16 protein-coding genes and 1 riboswitch are annotated in these 15,044 nt (G+C 64.8%); of the genes, 13 read left to right on the forward strand and 3 right to left on the reverse strand.

The genetic code is table 11. The features are described 5' to 3' along the window. Positions 1 to 90: 90 nt before the first annotated feature. Positions 91 to 1,320, reverse strand: coding sequence for a sensor histidine kinase (locus OUZ49_RS17375; protein WP_266151870.1), 1,230 nt, complete (start codon positions 1,318 to 1,320; stop codon positions 91 to 93). A gap of 210 nt (positions 1,321 to 1,530) precedes the next feature. Here OUZ49_RS17375 and OUZ49_RS17380 point away from each other — a divergent pair, with 210 nt between their 5' ends. The 5 genes from OUZ49_RS17380 to OUZ49_RS17400 all read left to right on the forward strand — a co-directional run bounded on the left by OUZ49_RS17380 (position 1,531) and on the right by OUZ49_RS17400 (position 4,657). Then, positions 1,531 to 2,151, forward strand: coding sequence for a GNAT family N-acetyltransferase (locus OUZ49_RS17380; RefSeq protein WP_266151871.1), 621 nt, complete (start codon positions 1,531 to 1,533; stop codon positions 2,149 to 2,151). After that, positions 2,148 to 2,924 (forward strand): septum site-determining protein MinC, encoded by a 777-nt coding sequence (minC, locus tag OUZ49_RS17385; protein WP_266151872.1) that lies wholly within the window; start codon positions 2,148 to 2,150, stop codon positions 2,922 to 2,924. The genes OUZ49_RS17380 and minC overlap by 4 nt, the downstream gene beginning before the upstream one ends. A gap of 54 nt (positions 2,925 to 2,978) precedes the next feature. Further along, the gene (minD, locus tag OUZ49_RS17390; protein WP_266151873.1) at positions 2,979 to 3,794 is read left to right on the forward strand and encodes a septum site-determining protein MinD; all 816 of its coding nucleotides are present in this window, start codon (positions 2,979 to 2,981) and stop codon (positions 3,792 to 3,794) included. A 5-nt stretch (positions 3,795 to 3,799) separates the two neighbouring features. Next, complete coding sequence (gene minE / locus OUZ49_RS17395; RefSeq protein ID WP_266151874.1) at positions 3,800 to 4,069, forward strand: cell division topological specificity factor MinE; 270 nt, start codon at positions 3,800 to 3,802, stop codon at positions 4,067 to 4,069. Between the two features lie 75 nt (positions 4,070 to 4,144). Beyond that, positions 4,145 to 4,657 carry a hypothetical protein gene (locus OUZ49_RS17400; protein WP_266151875.1) on the forward strand — a complete coding sequence of 171 codons (513 nt, stop codon included), beginning with the start codon at positions 4,145 to 4,147 and terminating at the stop codon, positions 4,655 to 4,657. Between the two features lie 3 nt (positions 4,658 to 4,660). On the opposite strand, the gene OUZ49_RS17405 is transcribed toward OUZ49_RS17400, so the two are convergent. Together OUZ49_RS17405 and OUZ49_RS17410 are read right to left on the reverse strand one after the other, a co-directional pair. Further along, positions 4,661 to 5,929 (reverse strand): multidrug effflux MFS transporter, encoded by a 1,269-nt coding sequence (locus OUZ49_RS17405; protein WP_266151876.1) that lies wholly within the window; start codon positions 5,927 to 5,929, stop codon positions 4,661 to 4,663. A gap of 194 nt (positions 5,930 to 6,123) precedes the next feature. After that, positions 6,124 to 6,264, reverse strand: a complete 141-nt coding sequence (locus tag OUZ49_RS17410; RefSeq protein WP_266151877.1) for a hypothetical protein — start codon at positions 6,262 to 6,264, stop codon at positions 6,124 to 6,126. 166 nt (positions 6,265 to 6,430) lie between these two features. Then, positions 6,431 to 6,533: riboswitch (Fluoride riboswitch) on the forward strand. A gap of 69 nt (positions 6,534 to 6,602) precedes the next feature. On the opposite strand from OUZ49_RS17410, the gene crcB reads away from it, so the two are divergent. From crcB to OUZ49_RS17450, 8 genes are all read left to right on the forward strand, one after another. Further along, positions 6,603 to 6,989 (forward strand): fluoride efflux transporter CrcB, encoded by a 387-nt coding sequence (gene crcB / locus OUZ49_RS17415; protein WP_266151878.1) that lies wholly within the window; start codon positions 6,603 to 6,605, stop codon positions 6,987 to 6,989. Between the two features lie 27 nt (positions 6,990 to 7,016). After that, the gene (locus OUZ49_RS17420) at positions 7,017 to 7,355 is read left to right on the forward strand and encodes a DUF190 domain-containing protein (RefSeq protein ID WP_266151879.1); all 339 of its coding nucleotides are present in this window, start codon (positions 7,017 to 7,019) and stop codon (positions 7,353 to 7,355) included. A gap of 77 nt (positions 7,356 to 7,432) precedes the next feature. Further along, on the forward strand, positions 7,433 to 8,566 hold the full coding sequence (gene cfa / locus OUZ49_RS17425; RefSeq protein WP_266151880.1) for a cyclopropane fatty acyl phospholipid synthase: 1,134 nt from the start codon (positions 7,433 to 7,435) through the stop codon (positions 8,564 to 8,566). A gap of 118 nt (positions 8,567 to 8,684) precedes the next feature. Continuing rightward, on the forward strand, positions 8,685 to 9,560 hold the full coding sequence (locus OUZ49_RS17430) for a TraB/GumN family protein (protein ID WP_266151881.1): 876 nt from the start codon (positions 8,685 to 8,687) through the stop codon (positions 9,558 to 9,560). A 239-nt stretch (positions 9,561 to 9,799) separates the two neighbouring features. Beyond that, complete coding sequence (parC, locus tag OUZ49_RS17435) at positions 9,800 to 12,040, forward strand: DNA topoisomerase IV subunit A (protein ID WP_266151882.1); 2,241 nt, start codon at positions 9,800 to 9,802, stop codon at positions 12,038 to 12,040. A 101-nt stretch (positions 12,041 to 12,141) separates the two neighbouring features. Further along, complete coding sequence (locus tag OUZ49_RS17440; protein WP_266151883.1) at positions 12,142 to 12,645, forward strand: hypothetical protein; 504 nt, start codon at positions 12,142 to 12,144, stop codon at positions 12,643 to 12,645. Positions 12,646 to 12,791: 146 nt separating this feature from the next. After that, positions 12,792 to 13,829, forward strand: coding sequence for a cytochrome-c peroxidase (locus OUZ49_RS17445; protein ID WP_266151884.1), 1,038 nt, complete (start codon positions 12,792 to 12,794; stop codon positions 13,827 to 13,829). A gap of 367 nt (positions 13,830 to 14,196) precedes the next feature. Next, positions 14,197 to 15,036 carry an alpha/beta hydrolase gene (locus tag OUZ49_RS17450; protein WP_266151885.1) on the forward strand — a complete coding sequence of 280 codons (840 nt, stop codon included), beginning with the start codon at positions 14,197 to 14,199 and terminating at the stop codon, positions 15,034 to 15,036. Positions 15,037 to 15,044 lie beyond the last annotated feature (8 nt).

The following is a 15,044-nucleotide window of genomic DNA, read 5'->3' on the forward strand; positions in this document are numbered from 1 at the left end:
CATGTGCGATGCCCACGGGCTACGGGGAAGAACGATGCTGCTATCCAAGCAGTTCATTTTGGCACGAGCCAGGGGTAGTGGGGACCCCATTCACAGCATGCCCAAAGCGGGCGGCTCGAACCGCGACGGGGTATGCGCCAGCTCGGGTGCCTCCCCCAAGGGTAGGCGCACCGTGAGCGCAAACCCCTGATGCAGCGCCGGGTCCACCATCACGCTGCCGCCAAACTCGGCCAGCCGCTCGCGCATGCCCGAGAGGCCGTTGCCCGGCCGAAAATTCGTCGCGCCGCGGCCATCGTCGCGCGCGGCCAGCTCCAGCAGGTTGGCGTTGACGTAGTCAAAGCGCAGCCACAGGTTGCGGGCAGCGGCATGGCGGGCGGTATTGGTGATGATCTCCTGGGCACAACGCAGCAGCACCTGCGCCCGGCGCGGGTCCTCCACGCTGAAGCGCGGCGGCGTATCCAGCTGCACATTCAGTCCGGGCACGCCCTCGATCAGACTGCGCAAGGCCTGGGTCAGGTCGATGGCATCGTCCTGGCGCAACTCGCTCACCACTTCACGCACGTCCGAGAGCAGGTGCTTAGCCGTGGCCTGGGCTTTCAGGACGTGCTCGGCGGCCTGCGGATTGGTCAAATGACTGGCCACTTCCAGATTGAGGCTCAGCGCCGTGAGGTGATGGCCAATCAAGTCGTGCAGGTCGCGCGCGATGCGCATGCGCTCGGCGATGCGGGTGGACTCGGCCAGCAGGGCACGGGTCGCGCGCAGCTCCGAGTTGAGGCGCCGCTGAACCTCACGCTCCTCCGCCTGCAGGCTGGCGATCATCGAGGTAAAGAACACCAGCGCCGAAATGCCGAGATACATGCATACCTGCAGGATGGCCGTGACCGTGGTCCAGCCCTTATAGCTGGCGATGATCGGTATCAGCATGAGGTTCTGCATCAGCATCCACAGCAGGCCCGCCCCGACGGGCAGCTGCCACGGCAGCACCACCGCGATCACCAGCATCAACATGGCGGACAGGCCGCTCTGGCTGAACCAGCCCATGGCGATGGCCGAGCCCGTCAGGATGACCAGGCCGATCAGCCGCAGGACGGGGGGAAGTCCGGTCTGGCGGGTCACGCTCGATCGACGGGTCAGCAACAGATAGGTCACGCCGAACGTCAGGTAGGAAAAAATCCAGCCGGAAATATCCGGGTTGCTCCACCAGGAGTTGACCTGCGCCAGGCTCCAGCTACCCGGCAGCAGCGGCAGCGCCACGCACAGGTACGTGGTCAACCCGGCATAACGAAGTAAGCGGATGTGATTGATATTGGACCATGTCATACCCGGCATCATTAGCCAGGCGCCGTCGTGGTGCAATGCGTGAGAAGTCATTGCCCCTACCCTGCCAAAAGCCATGGCAGCTCGCGCTTTACGAAGGTTTTACATGGTGCGCCGTGATATGTGCGGCCCGTCGCCGCGTGCCATAATGCCGCCCGTCACGCGGGGCCGAACACCGGTCTTGTCCTCGAACCACACAAAGCGGAGCAACGAATGGCCCTTGCCATCCGCGACGTGCGAGAGCACGACCTGGATGCCGTACTGGCGCTCAACAACGCCGCCGGCCGCACCATCCTCGCCCTTGACGCGGCTCAGCTGCGCTACTTCTACGACCATGCGGACTATTTCCGCGTGGCCGAGATAGATGGCCATCTCGCCGGGTTCCTGATTGCGCTGCGCGAAGGCAGCGCCTACGACAGTCCCAACTACTGCTGGTTCTCCGAGCATTATCCGCAGTTCCTCTACATCGACCGCATCGTCATCGCCAACGCCTATCGCCGCCATGGCCTGGGTCGCATCTTCTATTGCGACGTCAACAGCTATGCCGAAGTGCGCGTGCCGCTGCTGACCTGCGAGGTGTTCCTGGAGCCACGCGACGACGTGGTGGTGCTGTTCCACGGCACCTACGGCTTCCAGGAAGTCGGCCAGCAACGCATGGGCGCCGACGGCCCGCAGGTCAGCCTGCTGGCCAAGGACCTGCCCAGCTACGCGTTCGTACGCGAAACCTATCTCGATCACGACGGCCTGCCCGACGTTCCCTGGCTGGCCGAGCGCCAGCGCCCTTCGACCCCTGATGCCCCCCAGCGCCGCCTGGCTGGGAAGCGTCACCCATGAATGCGCGAATGGATAATCAAGACGCCTGCGACCTGCGCTTCGGCCAGGTCGGCATTGCCAATGTACGCGTGCGCCGCGTCGACGCCGCCGCCCTCTGCGACGAGCTGGAGCGCCGCGTGCGCTCGGCGCCCCAGTTGTTCTCCCGCGCCGCGGTCGTGCTGGACCTGAGCCATCTGCGCGATCTGCCCGACGACGGCACCGTCGACGCGCTGCTGGAAGCCGTGCGCAGCGCCGGCATGCTGCCGGTCGGCCTGGCCTACGGCACCAGCGAAGTCGAAGCGCTGTCGCGACGCATGGGCCTGCCGCTGATCGCCAAGTTTCGCGCCGCCTATGAGCCTGCCGACGGCGGCAGCATCGCGCCGCCGGCACCGCCTGCGGCCACGGCGGAACCCGCGCGCCCCGCGGAGCCCGTGCGCAAGCAGGCGCCGGAGCCCGCCGCGCCGTCGCTGGGCGCCATGCATCACGACGGCACGATACGTTCAGGCCAGCAGATTTATGCTCGTGACCGCGACCTGATCGTCACCGGCGTCATCGCGAACGCGGCCGAGGTCATCGCCGACGGCAACATCCATGTCTATGGTGGCCTGCGCGGTCGCGCCATGGCCGGCGCCCAGGGCGACGAGAAGGCACGCATCTTCGTCTCGGACTTCCGCGCCGAACTGGTGGCGATTGCCGGGCACTACCGGGTATTCGAACAAATTCCGAAAGACCTCGAAGGCCAGTCTGTGCAATGCTGGCTCGAAGGTGAAAAACTGCTGATCGCCAAGCTGTGACGATCGCTTGCTTGCTGTTACCTACTATTAGAAAGAACTACGCGGAGATGAGCCTTGACTGCTGAGATTATCGTTGTCACCTCGGGCAAAGGCGGCGTCGGCAAGACCACCACCAGCGCCTCGCTTGCCACGGGCCTCGCCATGGCCGGCAAGAAAGTCGCGGTGATCGATTTCGACGTCGGCCTGCGCAACCTCGACCTGATCATGGGCTGTGAGCGGCGCGTGGTGTACGACTTCGTCAATGTCGTGCACGGCGAAGCCACCCTCAAGCAAGCCCTGATCAAGGACAAACGCTACGACAGCCTGTACGTGCTGGCCGCCAGCCAGACGCGTGACAAGGACGCCCTGACCCAGGAAGGCGTCGAGAAGGTGCTCGAGGATCTCGGCAAGGAAGGCTTCGACTACGTCGTCTGCGATTCGCCGGCCGGTATCGAGAAGGGCGCGCATCTGGCGATGTACTTCGCCGATCACGCCGTGGTGGTGGTCAACCCCGAGGTCTCCTCGGTGCGCGACTCCGACCGCATCCTCGGCCTGCTCGCCAGCAAGACGCGTCGCGCCGAGCGCGGCGAGGGCGCGATCAAGCAGCACCTGCTGCTGACCCGCTACAACCCGGTGCGCGTGGCCGTGGGCGAGATGCTTAGCGTCAAGGACGTCGAGGAAATCCTCGGCATCAACGTCGTCGGCGTGATCCCCGAGTCCGAGAACGTGCTGGCCGCGTCCAATGCAGGCGTGCCGGTCATCCTCGACGACAACTCGCTCGCCGGCCAGGCTTATGGCGATACGGTGGCCCGCATACTCGGCGAGGAACGTGCCCTGCGCTTCCTCGACGCGCCCAAGAAGGGCTTTTTCCAGCGCGTATTCGGAGGCTAATCGCGATGGGTATTCTTGATTTCCTGAAGCGCAAGCCGGAACCCACCGCTGTCGTCGCCAAGGAGCGTCTTCGCATCATCGTGGCTCAGGAGCGCTCCACCCGCGGCGCCCCCGACTACCTGCCGTTGCTGCGCAACGAGCTGCTGGAAGTGATCAAGAAATACGTCCACGTCGACCTCGAAGCCATCAATATCAACGTCGAGCGCGACAGCGGACACGAGATCCTCGAGCTTTCGGTAGCCCTGCCCGACCACGCCCAGCCCAAGGCTGGCTGATACCACGGCGCAGGCCTTGCCTGCGCCGTCATTCGCACGACGAGTCGCCGCCGCCCGGCGGCGACCTTTATCGCCATGTCCCTGCCCTCATCCTCCCCCGTCGACGAAGCCAGCGTGATGCGCCTGGGCGAACTCGGCTTCGCCACGCCAGCGGCGCTGCTGGCCCGCTATGGGCTGCGCCTGGCGCGGGTGGCGCCTGGCTGCCCGATTCCCGGCAGCTTCTGGGGTGACGAGGAAGCCGGCATCATCGGCACGACTGTTTACGCCCGCGACGACACGCCGGTGCACTCACTACTACATGAGGCCGGGCACCTGATCGTGCTGCCCGACGAGCGGCGCGCCTCCGTGCACACCGATGCCACCGACTCGATCGACGAGGAAGACGCCACCTGCTACCTGCAGATCGTGCTCGCCGACGAACTGCCCGGCGTAGGCCGCCAGCGCCTGATGACGGACATGGATGCCTGGGGCTATTCGTTCCGGCTGGGGTCGGCCCAGGCGTGGTTTGAGCAGGATGCAGCGAATGCGCGACTTTGGTTGATCGCGCGGGAGCTTCTGGATGAAAGTGGGGCTCCCGTTTTCCGCTGATTCCTAGCGCGGCTCGGTGATCTCCGTCTGCAGCTCCGTCTCCACCGTCGGCCCCAGATGCTGCGCCGCCAGCGGACGCCGCGTTATGGCGTGATACCAGCGCCAGGAGAACCAGCCAATCACGGTGAGCAGGCTCGCCCCAAGCGCCAGATACAGCATGTGGCCTGACAGCAGCGGCGACATCACGCCGGCAACGAAAGCGCACAGCAGCAGACTGGCAAACGCCTGCACCGATGAAGCACCGCCGCGCCGGTGCGGAAAGCGATCCAGCAACAACAGGGTCAAGGTCGGGAACGCCAGCTGCACGCCGATGCCGTGCAAAACCAGGGGCAACATGGACCACGGCAGCGTAGGCTCGCGACTCACCAGCGCGGCGAGCAGATGAAACGCGCAGGCGGCGAGCATGGAGCCGTAACCCAGGTTCACCGTGAACGCGACGCTGCGTCGACTGGCCAACCGACCCGACAACCAGGCGCCAACGGCCAGCCCCGTCACCACCGGCAGGAACAACCACGGAAATCCTTGGGCGGAAAGGTGCAACAGGTCCCGGATGATATGGGGCGCCGACGAGATATACAGAAACAACCCGGCGAAGTTCACCGAACAGGAAATCAGCAACGGCCAGAAGTGGCGATCCCGGCCGAATTCCAGATAGCCACCTACCAGCGTTCGAGGATGGAAAGGGGTCCGGGCCTCGGGCGGATGGCACTCGTCGAGAAACAGGATCAAGGCCAGGGCCAGCATCAGGGTGAAGCCCATCAGTACCCAGAAAATACCGTGCCAACCGTTGAGGAACAGCAATTGCGCGCCAACGATCGGCGCGATCACGGGCGCCACGCTGAAGATCATCATCACGCGCGACATCAGCTGCTGCGCCGCCGCCCCCGCCAGGCTGTCGCGAACGATGGCCCGCCCCACCACCAGGCCTGCACCGGCGCACATGCCTTGCAGGGCACGGCAAGCCAGCAACATGCCGTAGGAAGTGGACAGCGCGGCACCGGCCGAGGCCAAGGCATACACCAGCATGCCCGCGACGATCACCGGCTTGCGCCCAATGGCGTCGGAAATGGCGCCGTGAAACAGGCTCATCGCCGCATAGGTGATCAGATACACGCTGATCATCTGCTGCAAGCCCACACTGTCCACGCCAAAGCGCGCGCCGATCAAGGGAAACGCCGGAAAGACGGCGTCGATCGAGAACGGGCCGATCATCGACAATCCCGCGAGCAGCCACGGCAGGCTGCGCCGTATGGGACGCTGAGGTGAGGTCATGAGCATGGCACAGCTGGCGGAGAGCGCCGAGTATAGCGGCGCCCCAGGGCCCACGAATCATGACGACTGGCCGTTTCGAGGCGCGTCTCACGTTAAGCCCCGGCCCTGGGCGTCAGCCCAGCGCACCGATAACGGCTAAAGCCAGGGACCCATCGCCCTGCGGCCGACAAGCGGCTGGCGGCGCCGTCCCGACTTTATTTTTCGCGTTCCTGCTCGCGCACCTTGCTGCGTACGAACAGGCCAACCGCGATACCCGTCCCTACCATGATGATGCTGCCACCAATGGCCTGCCAGCCCACCGGTTCCAATAAGACGGCATGCAGTATCGGGTGCATAACAAGGCTTCCTCTGAAGGGGCACGGAAAACCTAGTACCGCCAGGACGTCACGCCTTGATTTGAATCACGGCTGCGCGTGAGGGTTCGCCGCATCTTGTTGAGCCGACCTGCGACTCACCCATGGCCGCCATCATGACGATCGGGCATGCATCGGCTAGCATGGCGCCCCACGGGGAGATGGCATGCCTCCCGCCCTCGCGTTGGCTCCGAGCTTGGATGACACGCGGAAGGGCAAACCACCTTCGGGTTGATGATGCCTGCACCACCGGAGCTTCCGGGGCGCAGGCGTGGGCCCTGTTTCCGGAAGTCCTTTGACTTGCTTGGGAGACGAACGACGTGGGCTACACCGGATTTATTGCCGTAGGCGTGGGTGGCGTATTGGGTTGCTGGCTGCGCTGGGGCCTGGGCGTGATGCTCAACCCGCTCTTTCCCACCCTGCCCCTGGGCACGCTCGCCGCCAATCTCGTTGGCGGCCTGTTGATGGGTGTCGTGCTCGGCCTGTTCGACCATTTCCAGACCCTGCCGCCGGAACTGCGCCTGTTTCTCGCCACCGGCTTTCTCGGCGGCCTCACCACGTTTTCGACGTTTTCGGCCGAATCGACCACGCTCCTGCTGCGCCAGCAATACCTGTGGTTCGGCGGACACGTGGCCATGCATCTGGTGGGTTCCATCGCACTGACCATATCCGGCATCGCCCTTACCCGCGCGCTGTTGCGCAGCTAGGGGGGCTCTGACTCATTCGGAGGAGGTATGAACCAGGAAGCCTTGCAGCAGGGTGTGCAACTGTCGTTTTACTGCCATACGCGCGCCCGCCACGACGGCGTGCTGATGTACGAGTGGCTGCTTGAGCGGGCCAAGAAGAGCGGCATCGGCGGAGGCTCGGCGTTCCGCGCCATGTGTGGCTTCGGGCGGCACGGCGTACTGCGCGAAGAACAGTTCTTCGAGCTGGCGGACGACCTGGCCGTGAAGGTGGAATTCCTGCTCAGCGAGGCGCAGGCGCAAATGCTGCTGGAGGCGGTCAGGGCAAGCGGCGTCGACGTGGTGTATGCAATCGCTCCCGCAAGCTTTGCGTCGCTGGGCAAGCCCTGAGCATCGGCGCCGGAGTTCCGCGAACGCTGTTTTCAGCCGCCCCCAGCAACGATCGTCGCCCATCAAGCGAGGTACGCATGAGCCAGGATTCCCTGAAGCAACGTGCAGCCAGCCTGCTCGAAAACGCCGGCATCCAGATCAACGGTCCCGCACCGACCGACATGCGCGTGCACGATGATCGCCTGTACGCACGCGTCTTCGCGCACGGTTCATTGGGGCTTGGCGAAAGCTATATGGACGGCTGGTGGGACGCCGACGACCTGCCCGGCATGTTCACGCACCTGCTCAACACGCAGCTGGACATGGAGCTGAAGACGCTGGACACCTTGATCGCCCACCTCAAGGCGCGCTTCATCAACATGCAGCGCGGCGACAACGCGTTTGAAGTCGCGAAAACGCACTACGACCTTGGCAACGATCTGTTCAGGGCCATGCTGGGCAAGCGCCTGGTCTATTCATGCGGTTATTGGGCCGAGGCAAGCAACCTGGACGACGCCCAGGTGGCCAAGCTCGACCTGATCTGCCGCAAGTTGAAGCTCAAGCCGGGGCAGCGTGTGCTGGATATCGGCTGCGGCTGGGGCGAAGCGCTCAAATACGCCGCCGAACGTTATGGCGTGCATGGCGTAGGCATCACGATCTCGCAGGAGCAGGCGGAATATGCGCGCGAGCTGTGCGCCGGGCTACCGATCGACATTCGCCTGCAGGACTACCGGGACATCGACGAACCGTTCGACGCGATCTTCTCGATCGGCATGTTCGAGCATGTCGGTGCCCTCAACTACCGCACCTATTTCGAAGTCGCCCGCCGCTGCCTGCGCCCGGACGGTCACGACGGCAGCGGACTGTTCCTGCTGCACTCCATCGGCACCAACAGTTCACCGGCCAGGCCGGATCCGTGGATCGAGAAATACATCTTCCCGAATTCGATGATCCCCGCGGCGGGCCAGGTTGCCGAAGCCGTCCAGAACCTGTTCGTGGTGGAGGACTGGCACAACTTCGGCGCCGACTACGACCGCACGCTGACGGCGTGGCGTGCAAATTTCGACGCGGCGTGGCCGCAACTGTCCGCACACTACGATGATCAGTTCCGCCGCATGTGGCATTTCTATCTTTCAGTGTCTACCGCCGTGTTCCGCAGTCGGCGCAATCAACTCTGGCAGATCACCCTGAGCCCGCATGGCGTTCCGGGCGGATATCGCGTGCCGCGATGACGCGGGCTTCGACGTGTCCGCGAGTTTTCTGCATCATACGCGGGCCAAACGCGCAAACTCGCGGCAGCAAGGGTGTGTCCACCCCTGATGATTCCGCTCCACCGACCGGGAACTTGCTTTGAAGCTGTTTCAACACTTAGGCGCGGCGCTGCTCCTCAGCCTGCTGCTGGTCACCACCGCGGTGGCCGCACCAGGCCTGTGGGTGGCGAAGAACGACCACGCCACGGTCTACCTGTTCGGCACCGTGCACCTGCTACCAACCGACACGAACTGGTCCTCGCCCCAGCTGGACCGGGCGCTGGCAGAAAGCCAGCGGCTGAGTATCGAGATCGTCGATGACGACGCTGCGTCGATGCAGGCGCTGGTGATGCAACACGGCATGGATCTCAACCAGCCGCTGTCGAGCAAGCTTGACGACAGCGACCAGCGTAGCCTCGAACAGGCCGCCGAAACCGCCAAGCTCCCCGGTGGCGCCCAGGCGCTGCAACCCATGCGGCCATGGCTGGCGGCGCTCACGCTTACCATGGCGCCACTGATCCAGGCTGGCCTGGACCCGAACCTGGGCGTGGACAAGCTGCTCAAGGCACGCATGCAGCAGGACGGCAAGCCGGTGGATGGACTGGAAACTGCGGAGCAGCAGATCCGCATGCTGGCCGACCTGCCCGAAGCGATGCAGTTGGACTTCCTGCGCCAGTCCTTCAAGGAAGTGGCCGAGGGTCCGGCCAAACTGCGCGAGCTGATCGATGCCTGGCGCGACGGCGATACCGCCGCCATCGCGCGCATCGAGGACGAGGACATCCGCAAGGAGAGCCCCGTGCTCTACCAGCGCCTTATCGTCGAGCGTAATCGCGCCTGGGCCCAGCTCATCGCCGAACGCCTGCAACAGCCGGGCGTCAGCTTCATCGCGGTCGGCGCGGGCCACCTGGCCGGACCGGACAGCGTCCAGGTACAACTGGGCAAGCTGGGCGTGGAAGCCTCCCCTGTAAAAAACTGAGCCCCCTGTAGGAGCGTACCCTGTGCGCGATCACGGCGTTACGGCTGCGTAGGCTTTTCACTCAGGCCATCCTTGGCCCTCGCCCTTCGGGCAGCTGGCGCTGTGCAAACCGGCATTCCTGCCGGTTTGTCGCGCACAGGGTGCGCTCCTACAACGGCGCGCTCGCCCCCGGCCCCTGGTTTCTGGCACCATCGGCCGGTTAAGCGCACGCCCCGCGCGCCACTCATCGACGTAACTGCATGAATCTGCAAGCCAATTACGAACAGATCCCGCTCAAGGAGTATGCCGAGCGGGCTTACCTCGATTATTCGATGTATGTGGTGCTGGACCGCGCCCTGCCCTTCGTGGGCGACGGGCTGAAGCCGGTGCAGCGGCGCATCATCTATGCCATGAGCGAGCTGAGCCTGGCCTCCACAGCCAAGCCCAAGAAGTCCGCACGTACCATCGGCGACGTCATCGGCAAGTTCCATCCGCATGGCGACACCTCGTGCTACGAGGCGATGGTGCTGATGGCCCAGCCGTTCTCGTACCGCTACCCGCTGGTCGACGGCCAGGGCAACTTCGGCTCGCCCGACGATCCGAAGAGCTTCGCCGCGATGCGTTACACCGAGTCGCGCCTGAGCCCGATCGCCGAAGCGCTGCTGGGCGAACTGGGCCAGGGCACGGTGGATTGGGTGCCGAACTTCGACGGCACCATGGAAGAACCGAGTTGGCTGCCGGCGCGCGTGCCGCACGTGCTGCTCAATGGCTCCATGGGCATCGCCGTGGGCATGGCCACCGATATTCCGCCGCATAACCTGCGCGAAGTCGTGAGCGCCTGCATCCGCCTGCTCGATGATCCCGACGCTACCGTGGCGGACCTGTTCGAGCACATCCAGGCCCCGGACTATCCCACCGAAGCCGAGATCATCACGCCACGCAACGAATTGCTGGCGATGTACCAGAACGGCACTGGCTCGTTGCGTGCCCGCGCCGTGTATCACATGGACGAGGGCAATATCGTCATCACCGCGCTGCCGCACCAGGTCAGCCCGTCCAAGATCCTCGAGCAGATCGCCGCGCAGATGCGCGCGAAGAAACTGCCGATGATCGAAGACCTGCGTGACGAGTCCGATCACGAAAATCCGATCCGCCTGGTGGTCGTGCCGCGCTCCAACCGCATCGATCCGGCCGAAGTGATGCAGCACCTGTTCGCCACCACGGACATGGAAAAGAGCTTCCGCATCAACCTCAACATGATCGGCCTCGATGGCCGACCGCAGGTGAAGGATCTCAAGCGCATCCTCGGCGAGTGGCTGAGCTTCCGCACCACCACGGTGACTCGCCGCCTGGAACACCGCCTGGCCAAGGTCGAGCGCCGCCTGCACCTGTTGGAAGGCTTGCGCATCGCCTACCTCAACCTCGACGAGGTGATCCGCATCGTCCGCACCGAGGACGAGCCCAAGCCGGTGCTGATGGCGCGCTTCAAGCTCAGCGACGAGCAGACCGACTACATCCTCGAAACCAAGCTGCGCCAGCTGGCCCGCCTGGAAGAGATGAAGATCAATGCCGAGCGCGATCAGCTGGAAGAGGAACGCGCGCGCATCAACGTACTGCTGAAGTCGCCGGCCAAGCTCAAGGGCCTGATCAAGGAAGAACTACGCGCCGACGCCGCGAAGTACGGCGACGATCGCCGCTCGCCGCTGGTGCAGCGTGATGCCGCACAGGCGTTGGACGAGAGCGCCCTGGTCGCCAGCGAGCCGGTTACCGTGGTGATCAGCCAGAAGGGCTGGATCCGCGCTGCCAAGGGCCACGACATCGACGCGGAAGGCCTGAACTACCGCGAAGGCGACAGCCTGCTGGCGTCAGCCAAGGCGCGCACGACGCAACAGGTGGCGGTGATCGATTCCACCGGCCGCAGTTATTCCACCGCCGCGCATACGCTGCCGTCGGCACGTGGCAACGGCGAACCGTTGACCGGCCGCTTCAGCCCGCCGGCCGGCGCCAGCTTTGACGCCCTCATCGCCGGCGACAACGAGACGCGCCTGATCCTGGCCACCGATCACGGCTACGGCTTCGTCACCCGCTTCGAGGCGCTGACTGGCCGCAACAAGGCCGGCAAGCAGATCATCACCTTGAGCGACGGCGCCAAAGTGCTGGCGCCGCAGATCAGTGCCGACCCGGCGCGCGATCGCATCGTGGTGGTGACCACCGAAGGCCATCTGCTGATGTTCTCGGTGGCCGAGCTGCCTGAGCTGGACAAGGGCAAGGGCAACAAGCTGATCGACGTGCCCAAGGCCAAACTCGCCTCCGGCGAGGAGCGCGTGGTCGGTGTGGCGGTGGTCACCGAGGGCAAGGGCGAGGTCACGCTGTACGCCGGCCAGCGCAAACTCACCCTGAAGTGGTCGGACCTGGTCGAGTATGGCGGCAACCGCGCCACGCGAGGCGGCGTGCTGCCACGCGGCCTGCGTCGGGTGGAGCGCATCGAAACGTCGGCATGATGCGAACGGCGGGAACTTCCCGCCGTCTTCGCGCATCGAACGGAACGTGTGCACACCGGTGGCGGTCGTGCGTTATCACCAGCACGTCTCCGGAGTTTTCCATGAAGATCATCCGAACCACCGGCCTCCTCGCCGCCTGCCTGTTGACCACGGCGGCCTGGGCGCAAAGTGCCGGGCAGCCACTGAATCTCAAGCTCCCCGCCAACGTGCCCGCCGCCAGCGCCTCGGCAGCACCTCCTGCCACCGTTGCCGATGCAAAATCGACGGCCAGTGCGGGTACGGCGGGTTCAGCCACGGCGCCAGCCAGCACGCCGCCGAGCGCCTATGCCAAGGACCCGCCAGGGACCTATTACGGCGACACCTCGGGCGCGATGGGCGATGCCCCCGCTCCGGCGCGCCAAAACGTGGTCACTTGTGACGACGCCACCTACAACCAGCCGCAAATCCACGGCGCGGTCAGTACCGGCGTGGTGGCCTCCAGCCATGGCAGCGGCAACTGGCAGTCGGGCGGCGTCACCATCAGCCAGGCCACCGGCAGCTGCGAGCACCCCACCGGCGGCATGAGCATCTCGGTGGGTGGCAGCACCGGGCACTACGGACACTGAGCCAGTTCGTGCAGGGCTGGTGGCTGGCGTCGCCTGTCAAGCCGAAGGCAGGCGGCTGTGCGACCTGAGCTCTACTGATTCACATCATCCCCTGCGGCAGCCAGATGCTTTCTCCTTGTCGATGTCACGTCGACAAGGAGATTCAAATGCAAACTTCCAACTGGGTTCCGCTCGGCGGCCTACTGGTCGCGCTGGGCGCTCCTGCCGCCCACGCCGACGCACTGCGCGATCAGGCCAGTTCGATCTTCAAACCGATACCGGACAGCGTCACGGAGGTGCAGGGCGAGGCCATCACGCCCGCGCAGATAGCCCTCGGCAAGCAGTTGTTCTTCGAGCCGCGTCTATCGAGCAGCCACATCATCAGCTGCAATACCTGCCACAACATCGGCACCGGCGGCGCCGACAACCTACCGACCTCGAGCGGACATGCCTGGCAAAAGGGCGCACGCAACTCACCGACCGTGTTCAACGCCGTCTTCAACGTCGCGCAGTTCTGGGACGGTCGCGCCAAGGACCTCCAGGAGCAGGCCAAGGGCCCGGTGCAAAATCCGCTTGAGATGCACAGCACCCCCAAGGCCGTCGAGCAGACGCTGGCCAGCATGCCGGAATACGTGGAGGCATTTTCGAAGGCCTTCCCCAACGAAAAAGCGCCGCTGAGTTTCGAAAACATGGCGCGAGCCATCCAGGCCTTCGAGACCACGCTGATCACGCCCAACTCCCGCTTCGACCAGTTCCTCAAGGGTGACGACAGAGCGCTCGACGCGGAGGAGAAGCATGGCCTCAAGGCTTTCATGGATCGCGGCTGCACGGCCTGCCACAACGGCGTCAATATCGGTGGGCAGGCCTATTTCCCGTTCGGCCTGGTCAACAAACCGGCCGACAAGGTGCGGCCCGTCGGCGACAAGGGTCGCTTCGAGGTCACCCGGTCTGGCAGCGACGAGTACGTTTTCCGCGCTGCGCCGTTGCGCAACGTGGCACTCACCGCCCCGTATTTCCATAGCGGCCAGGTGCAGGACCTGAAGGAAGCCGTGGCGATCATGGGCAATGCCCAGCTTGGCGCGGACTTGAGCAACGAGGAGGTCCAGAGCATCACGGCCTTCCTGAAGACGCTTACCGGCAGGCAGCCGCAGATCGTCTATCCCGTGTTGCCGCCGAGCACGAATGCTACGCCGCGTCCCGAATAGGCTGGGTTTCCACGCCGCGCCATGACGGGGGCCGGCTTGGAGGCGCCAAGAAACGTGGCGCTGCTATCAGCCCAACCGGTCCGATGCAGGTAGGCGGCTGGCTTTGGAGCCCCGACCAAAGCCCGCCCCGTGATGGCCTTGTCGCGAGACCGCCCCCTCACCCCAACCCTCTCCGCACAGGGGAGAGGGAGTAGGTCCAGGGCGGAACGTCGCGTCATCGTTCTCCCGAGTAGTGAGACAGGTTTCGGCAGGGTCGAAAGTTCTTGGAAAGGGTCGGCCGGCACACTGCTGGCATGGTTTATTGCATTCATGGCTTGCGCATATCGCGCCTTTTCCCGTCTTTCGCCCGTTGCCCCGGAGCCCCCGAGTGATTCAGAACGTCGAGTTCCGCCTCGAGGGCGGTCGCAGCGGAGTGCTGCTTATTCATGGCCTTACCGGCACTCCCACCGAAATGCGCCTGCTCGGCAAGGGTCTCAACCGTGCCGGCTATAGCGTCTACGGCATGCAGCTGGCCGGGCATTGCGGCGATGTGGATGATTTGCTGAAGACCGGCTGGCAGGACTGGTACGCCAGCGTCGAGGCGGCGGCCGAGAAGTACCGCCACGAGGTCGACCATCTGTTCGTCGCCGGCCTGTCGATGGGCGCCGTGCTGGCGCTCAAGCTGGCCGCCGAGCATCCGGAATGGGTCAAGGGCGTGGGCGTCTTTGGCGCCACCTTCCGCTATGACGGCTGGGCGATTCCGTGGGTCGGCAAATTCTCGTTCCTGCTGCCGTTCCTGCACAAATTCGGCATCGGCAAGCACCGCATGGTGCACGAGGCGGAGCCGTACGGCATTCGCGACGAGCGTCTGCGCGCGCAGATCAGCTCGGCCATGCTCGGTGGTGACAGCGCCGCTGCCGGCCTGCCAGGCAACCCGTGGCCATCGCTGGCGGAGATGTACAACATGGCGGCGGTGGTGAAGCGCGAGCTGCCCAAGGTCACCGCGCCCTGCCTGATCGCCCACGCGACCCAGGACGATATCGCCAGCCTCGAAAATGCGTACCTCGTGCAGCGTTCGGTGTCCGGCCCGGTGGAGATGCTCTTGCTCGAAGACAGTTACCACATGATCACGGTCGACCGCGAACGCCGCCTGCTGACCGATCGCGCGGCCGAGTTCTTCCGCCAGATCGCAGCCTCCTACGAGCCAGCCGCGCGCGCAGCGGCCTAAGGAGCCAT

It is taken from the genome of Dyella halodurans (genome assembly GCF_026283925.1).
Lineage (GTDB): Bacteria > Pseudomonadota > Gammaproteobacteria > Xanthomonadales > Rhodanobacteraceae > Dyella > Dyella halodurans.

What these genes read in the sequence shown, in the direction of transcription:
- OUZ49_RS17375 (WP_266151870.1), bottom strand. Translation starts at nt 1,320, where the DNA reads ATGACATGGTCCAATATCAATCACATCCGCTTACTTCGTTATGCCGGG.
- OUZ49_RS17380 (WP_266151871.1), top strand. Translation starts at nt 1,531, where the DNA reads ATGGCCCTTGCCATCCGCGACGTGCGAGAGCACGACCTGGATGCCGTA.
- minC (WP_266151872.1), top strand. Translation starts at nt 2,148, where the DNA reads ATGAATGCGCGAATGGATAATCAAGACGCCTGCGACCTGCGCTTCGGC.
- minE (WP_266151874.1), top strand. Translation starts at nt 3,800, where the DNA reads ATGGGTATTCTTGATTTCCTGAAGCGCAAGCCGGAACCCACCGCTGTC.
- OUZ49_RS17400 (WP_266151875.1), top strand. Translation starts at nt 4,145, where the DNA reads ATGTCCCTGCCCTCATCCTCCCCCGTCGACGAAGCCAGCGTGATGCGC.
- OUZ49_RS17405 (WP_266151876.1), bottom strand. Translation starts at nt 5,929, where the DNA reads ATGACCTCACCTCAGCGTCCCATACGGCGCAGCCTGCCGTGGCTGCTC.
- OUZ49_RS17410 (WP_266151877.1), bottom strand. Translation starts at nt 6,264, where the DNA reads ATGCACCCGATACTGCATGCCGTCTTATTGGAACCGGTGGGCTGGCAG.
- OUZ49_RS17420 (WP_266151879.1), top strand. Translation starts at nt 7,017, where the DNA reads ATGAACCAGGAAGCCTTGCAGCAGGGTGTGCAACTGTCGTTTTACTGC.
- cfa (WP_266151880.1), top strand. Translation starts at nt 7,433, where the DNA reads ATGAGCCAGGATTCCCTGAAGCAACGTGCAGCCAGCCTGCTCGAAAAC.
- parC (WP_266151882.1), top strand. Translation starts at nt 9,800, where the DNA reads ATGAATCTGCAAGCCAATTACGAACAGATCCCGCTCAAGGAGTATGCC.
- OUZ49_RS17440 (WP_266151883.1), top strand. Translation starts at nt 12,142, where the DNA reads ATGAAGATCATCCGAACCACCGGCCTCCTCGCCGCCTGCCTGTTGACC.
- OUZ49_RS17445 (WP_266151884.1), top strand. Translation starts at nt 12,792, where the DNA reads ATGCAAACTTCCAACTGGGTTCCGCTCGGCGGCCTACTGGTCGCGCTG.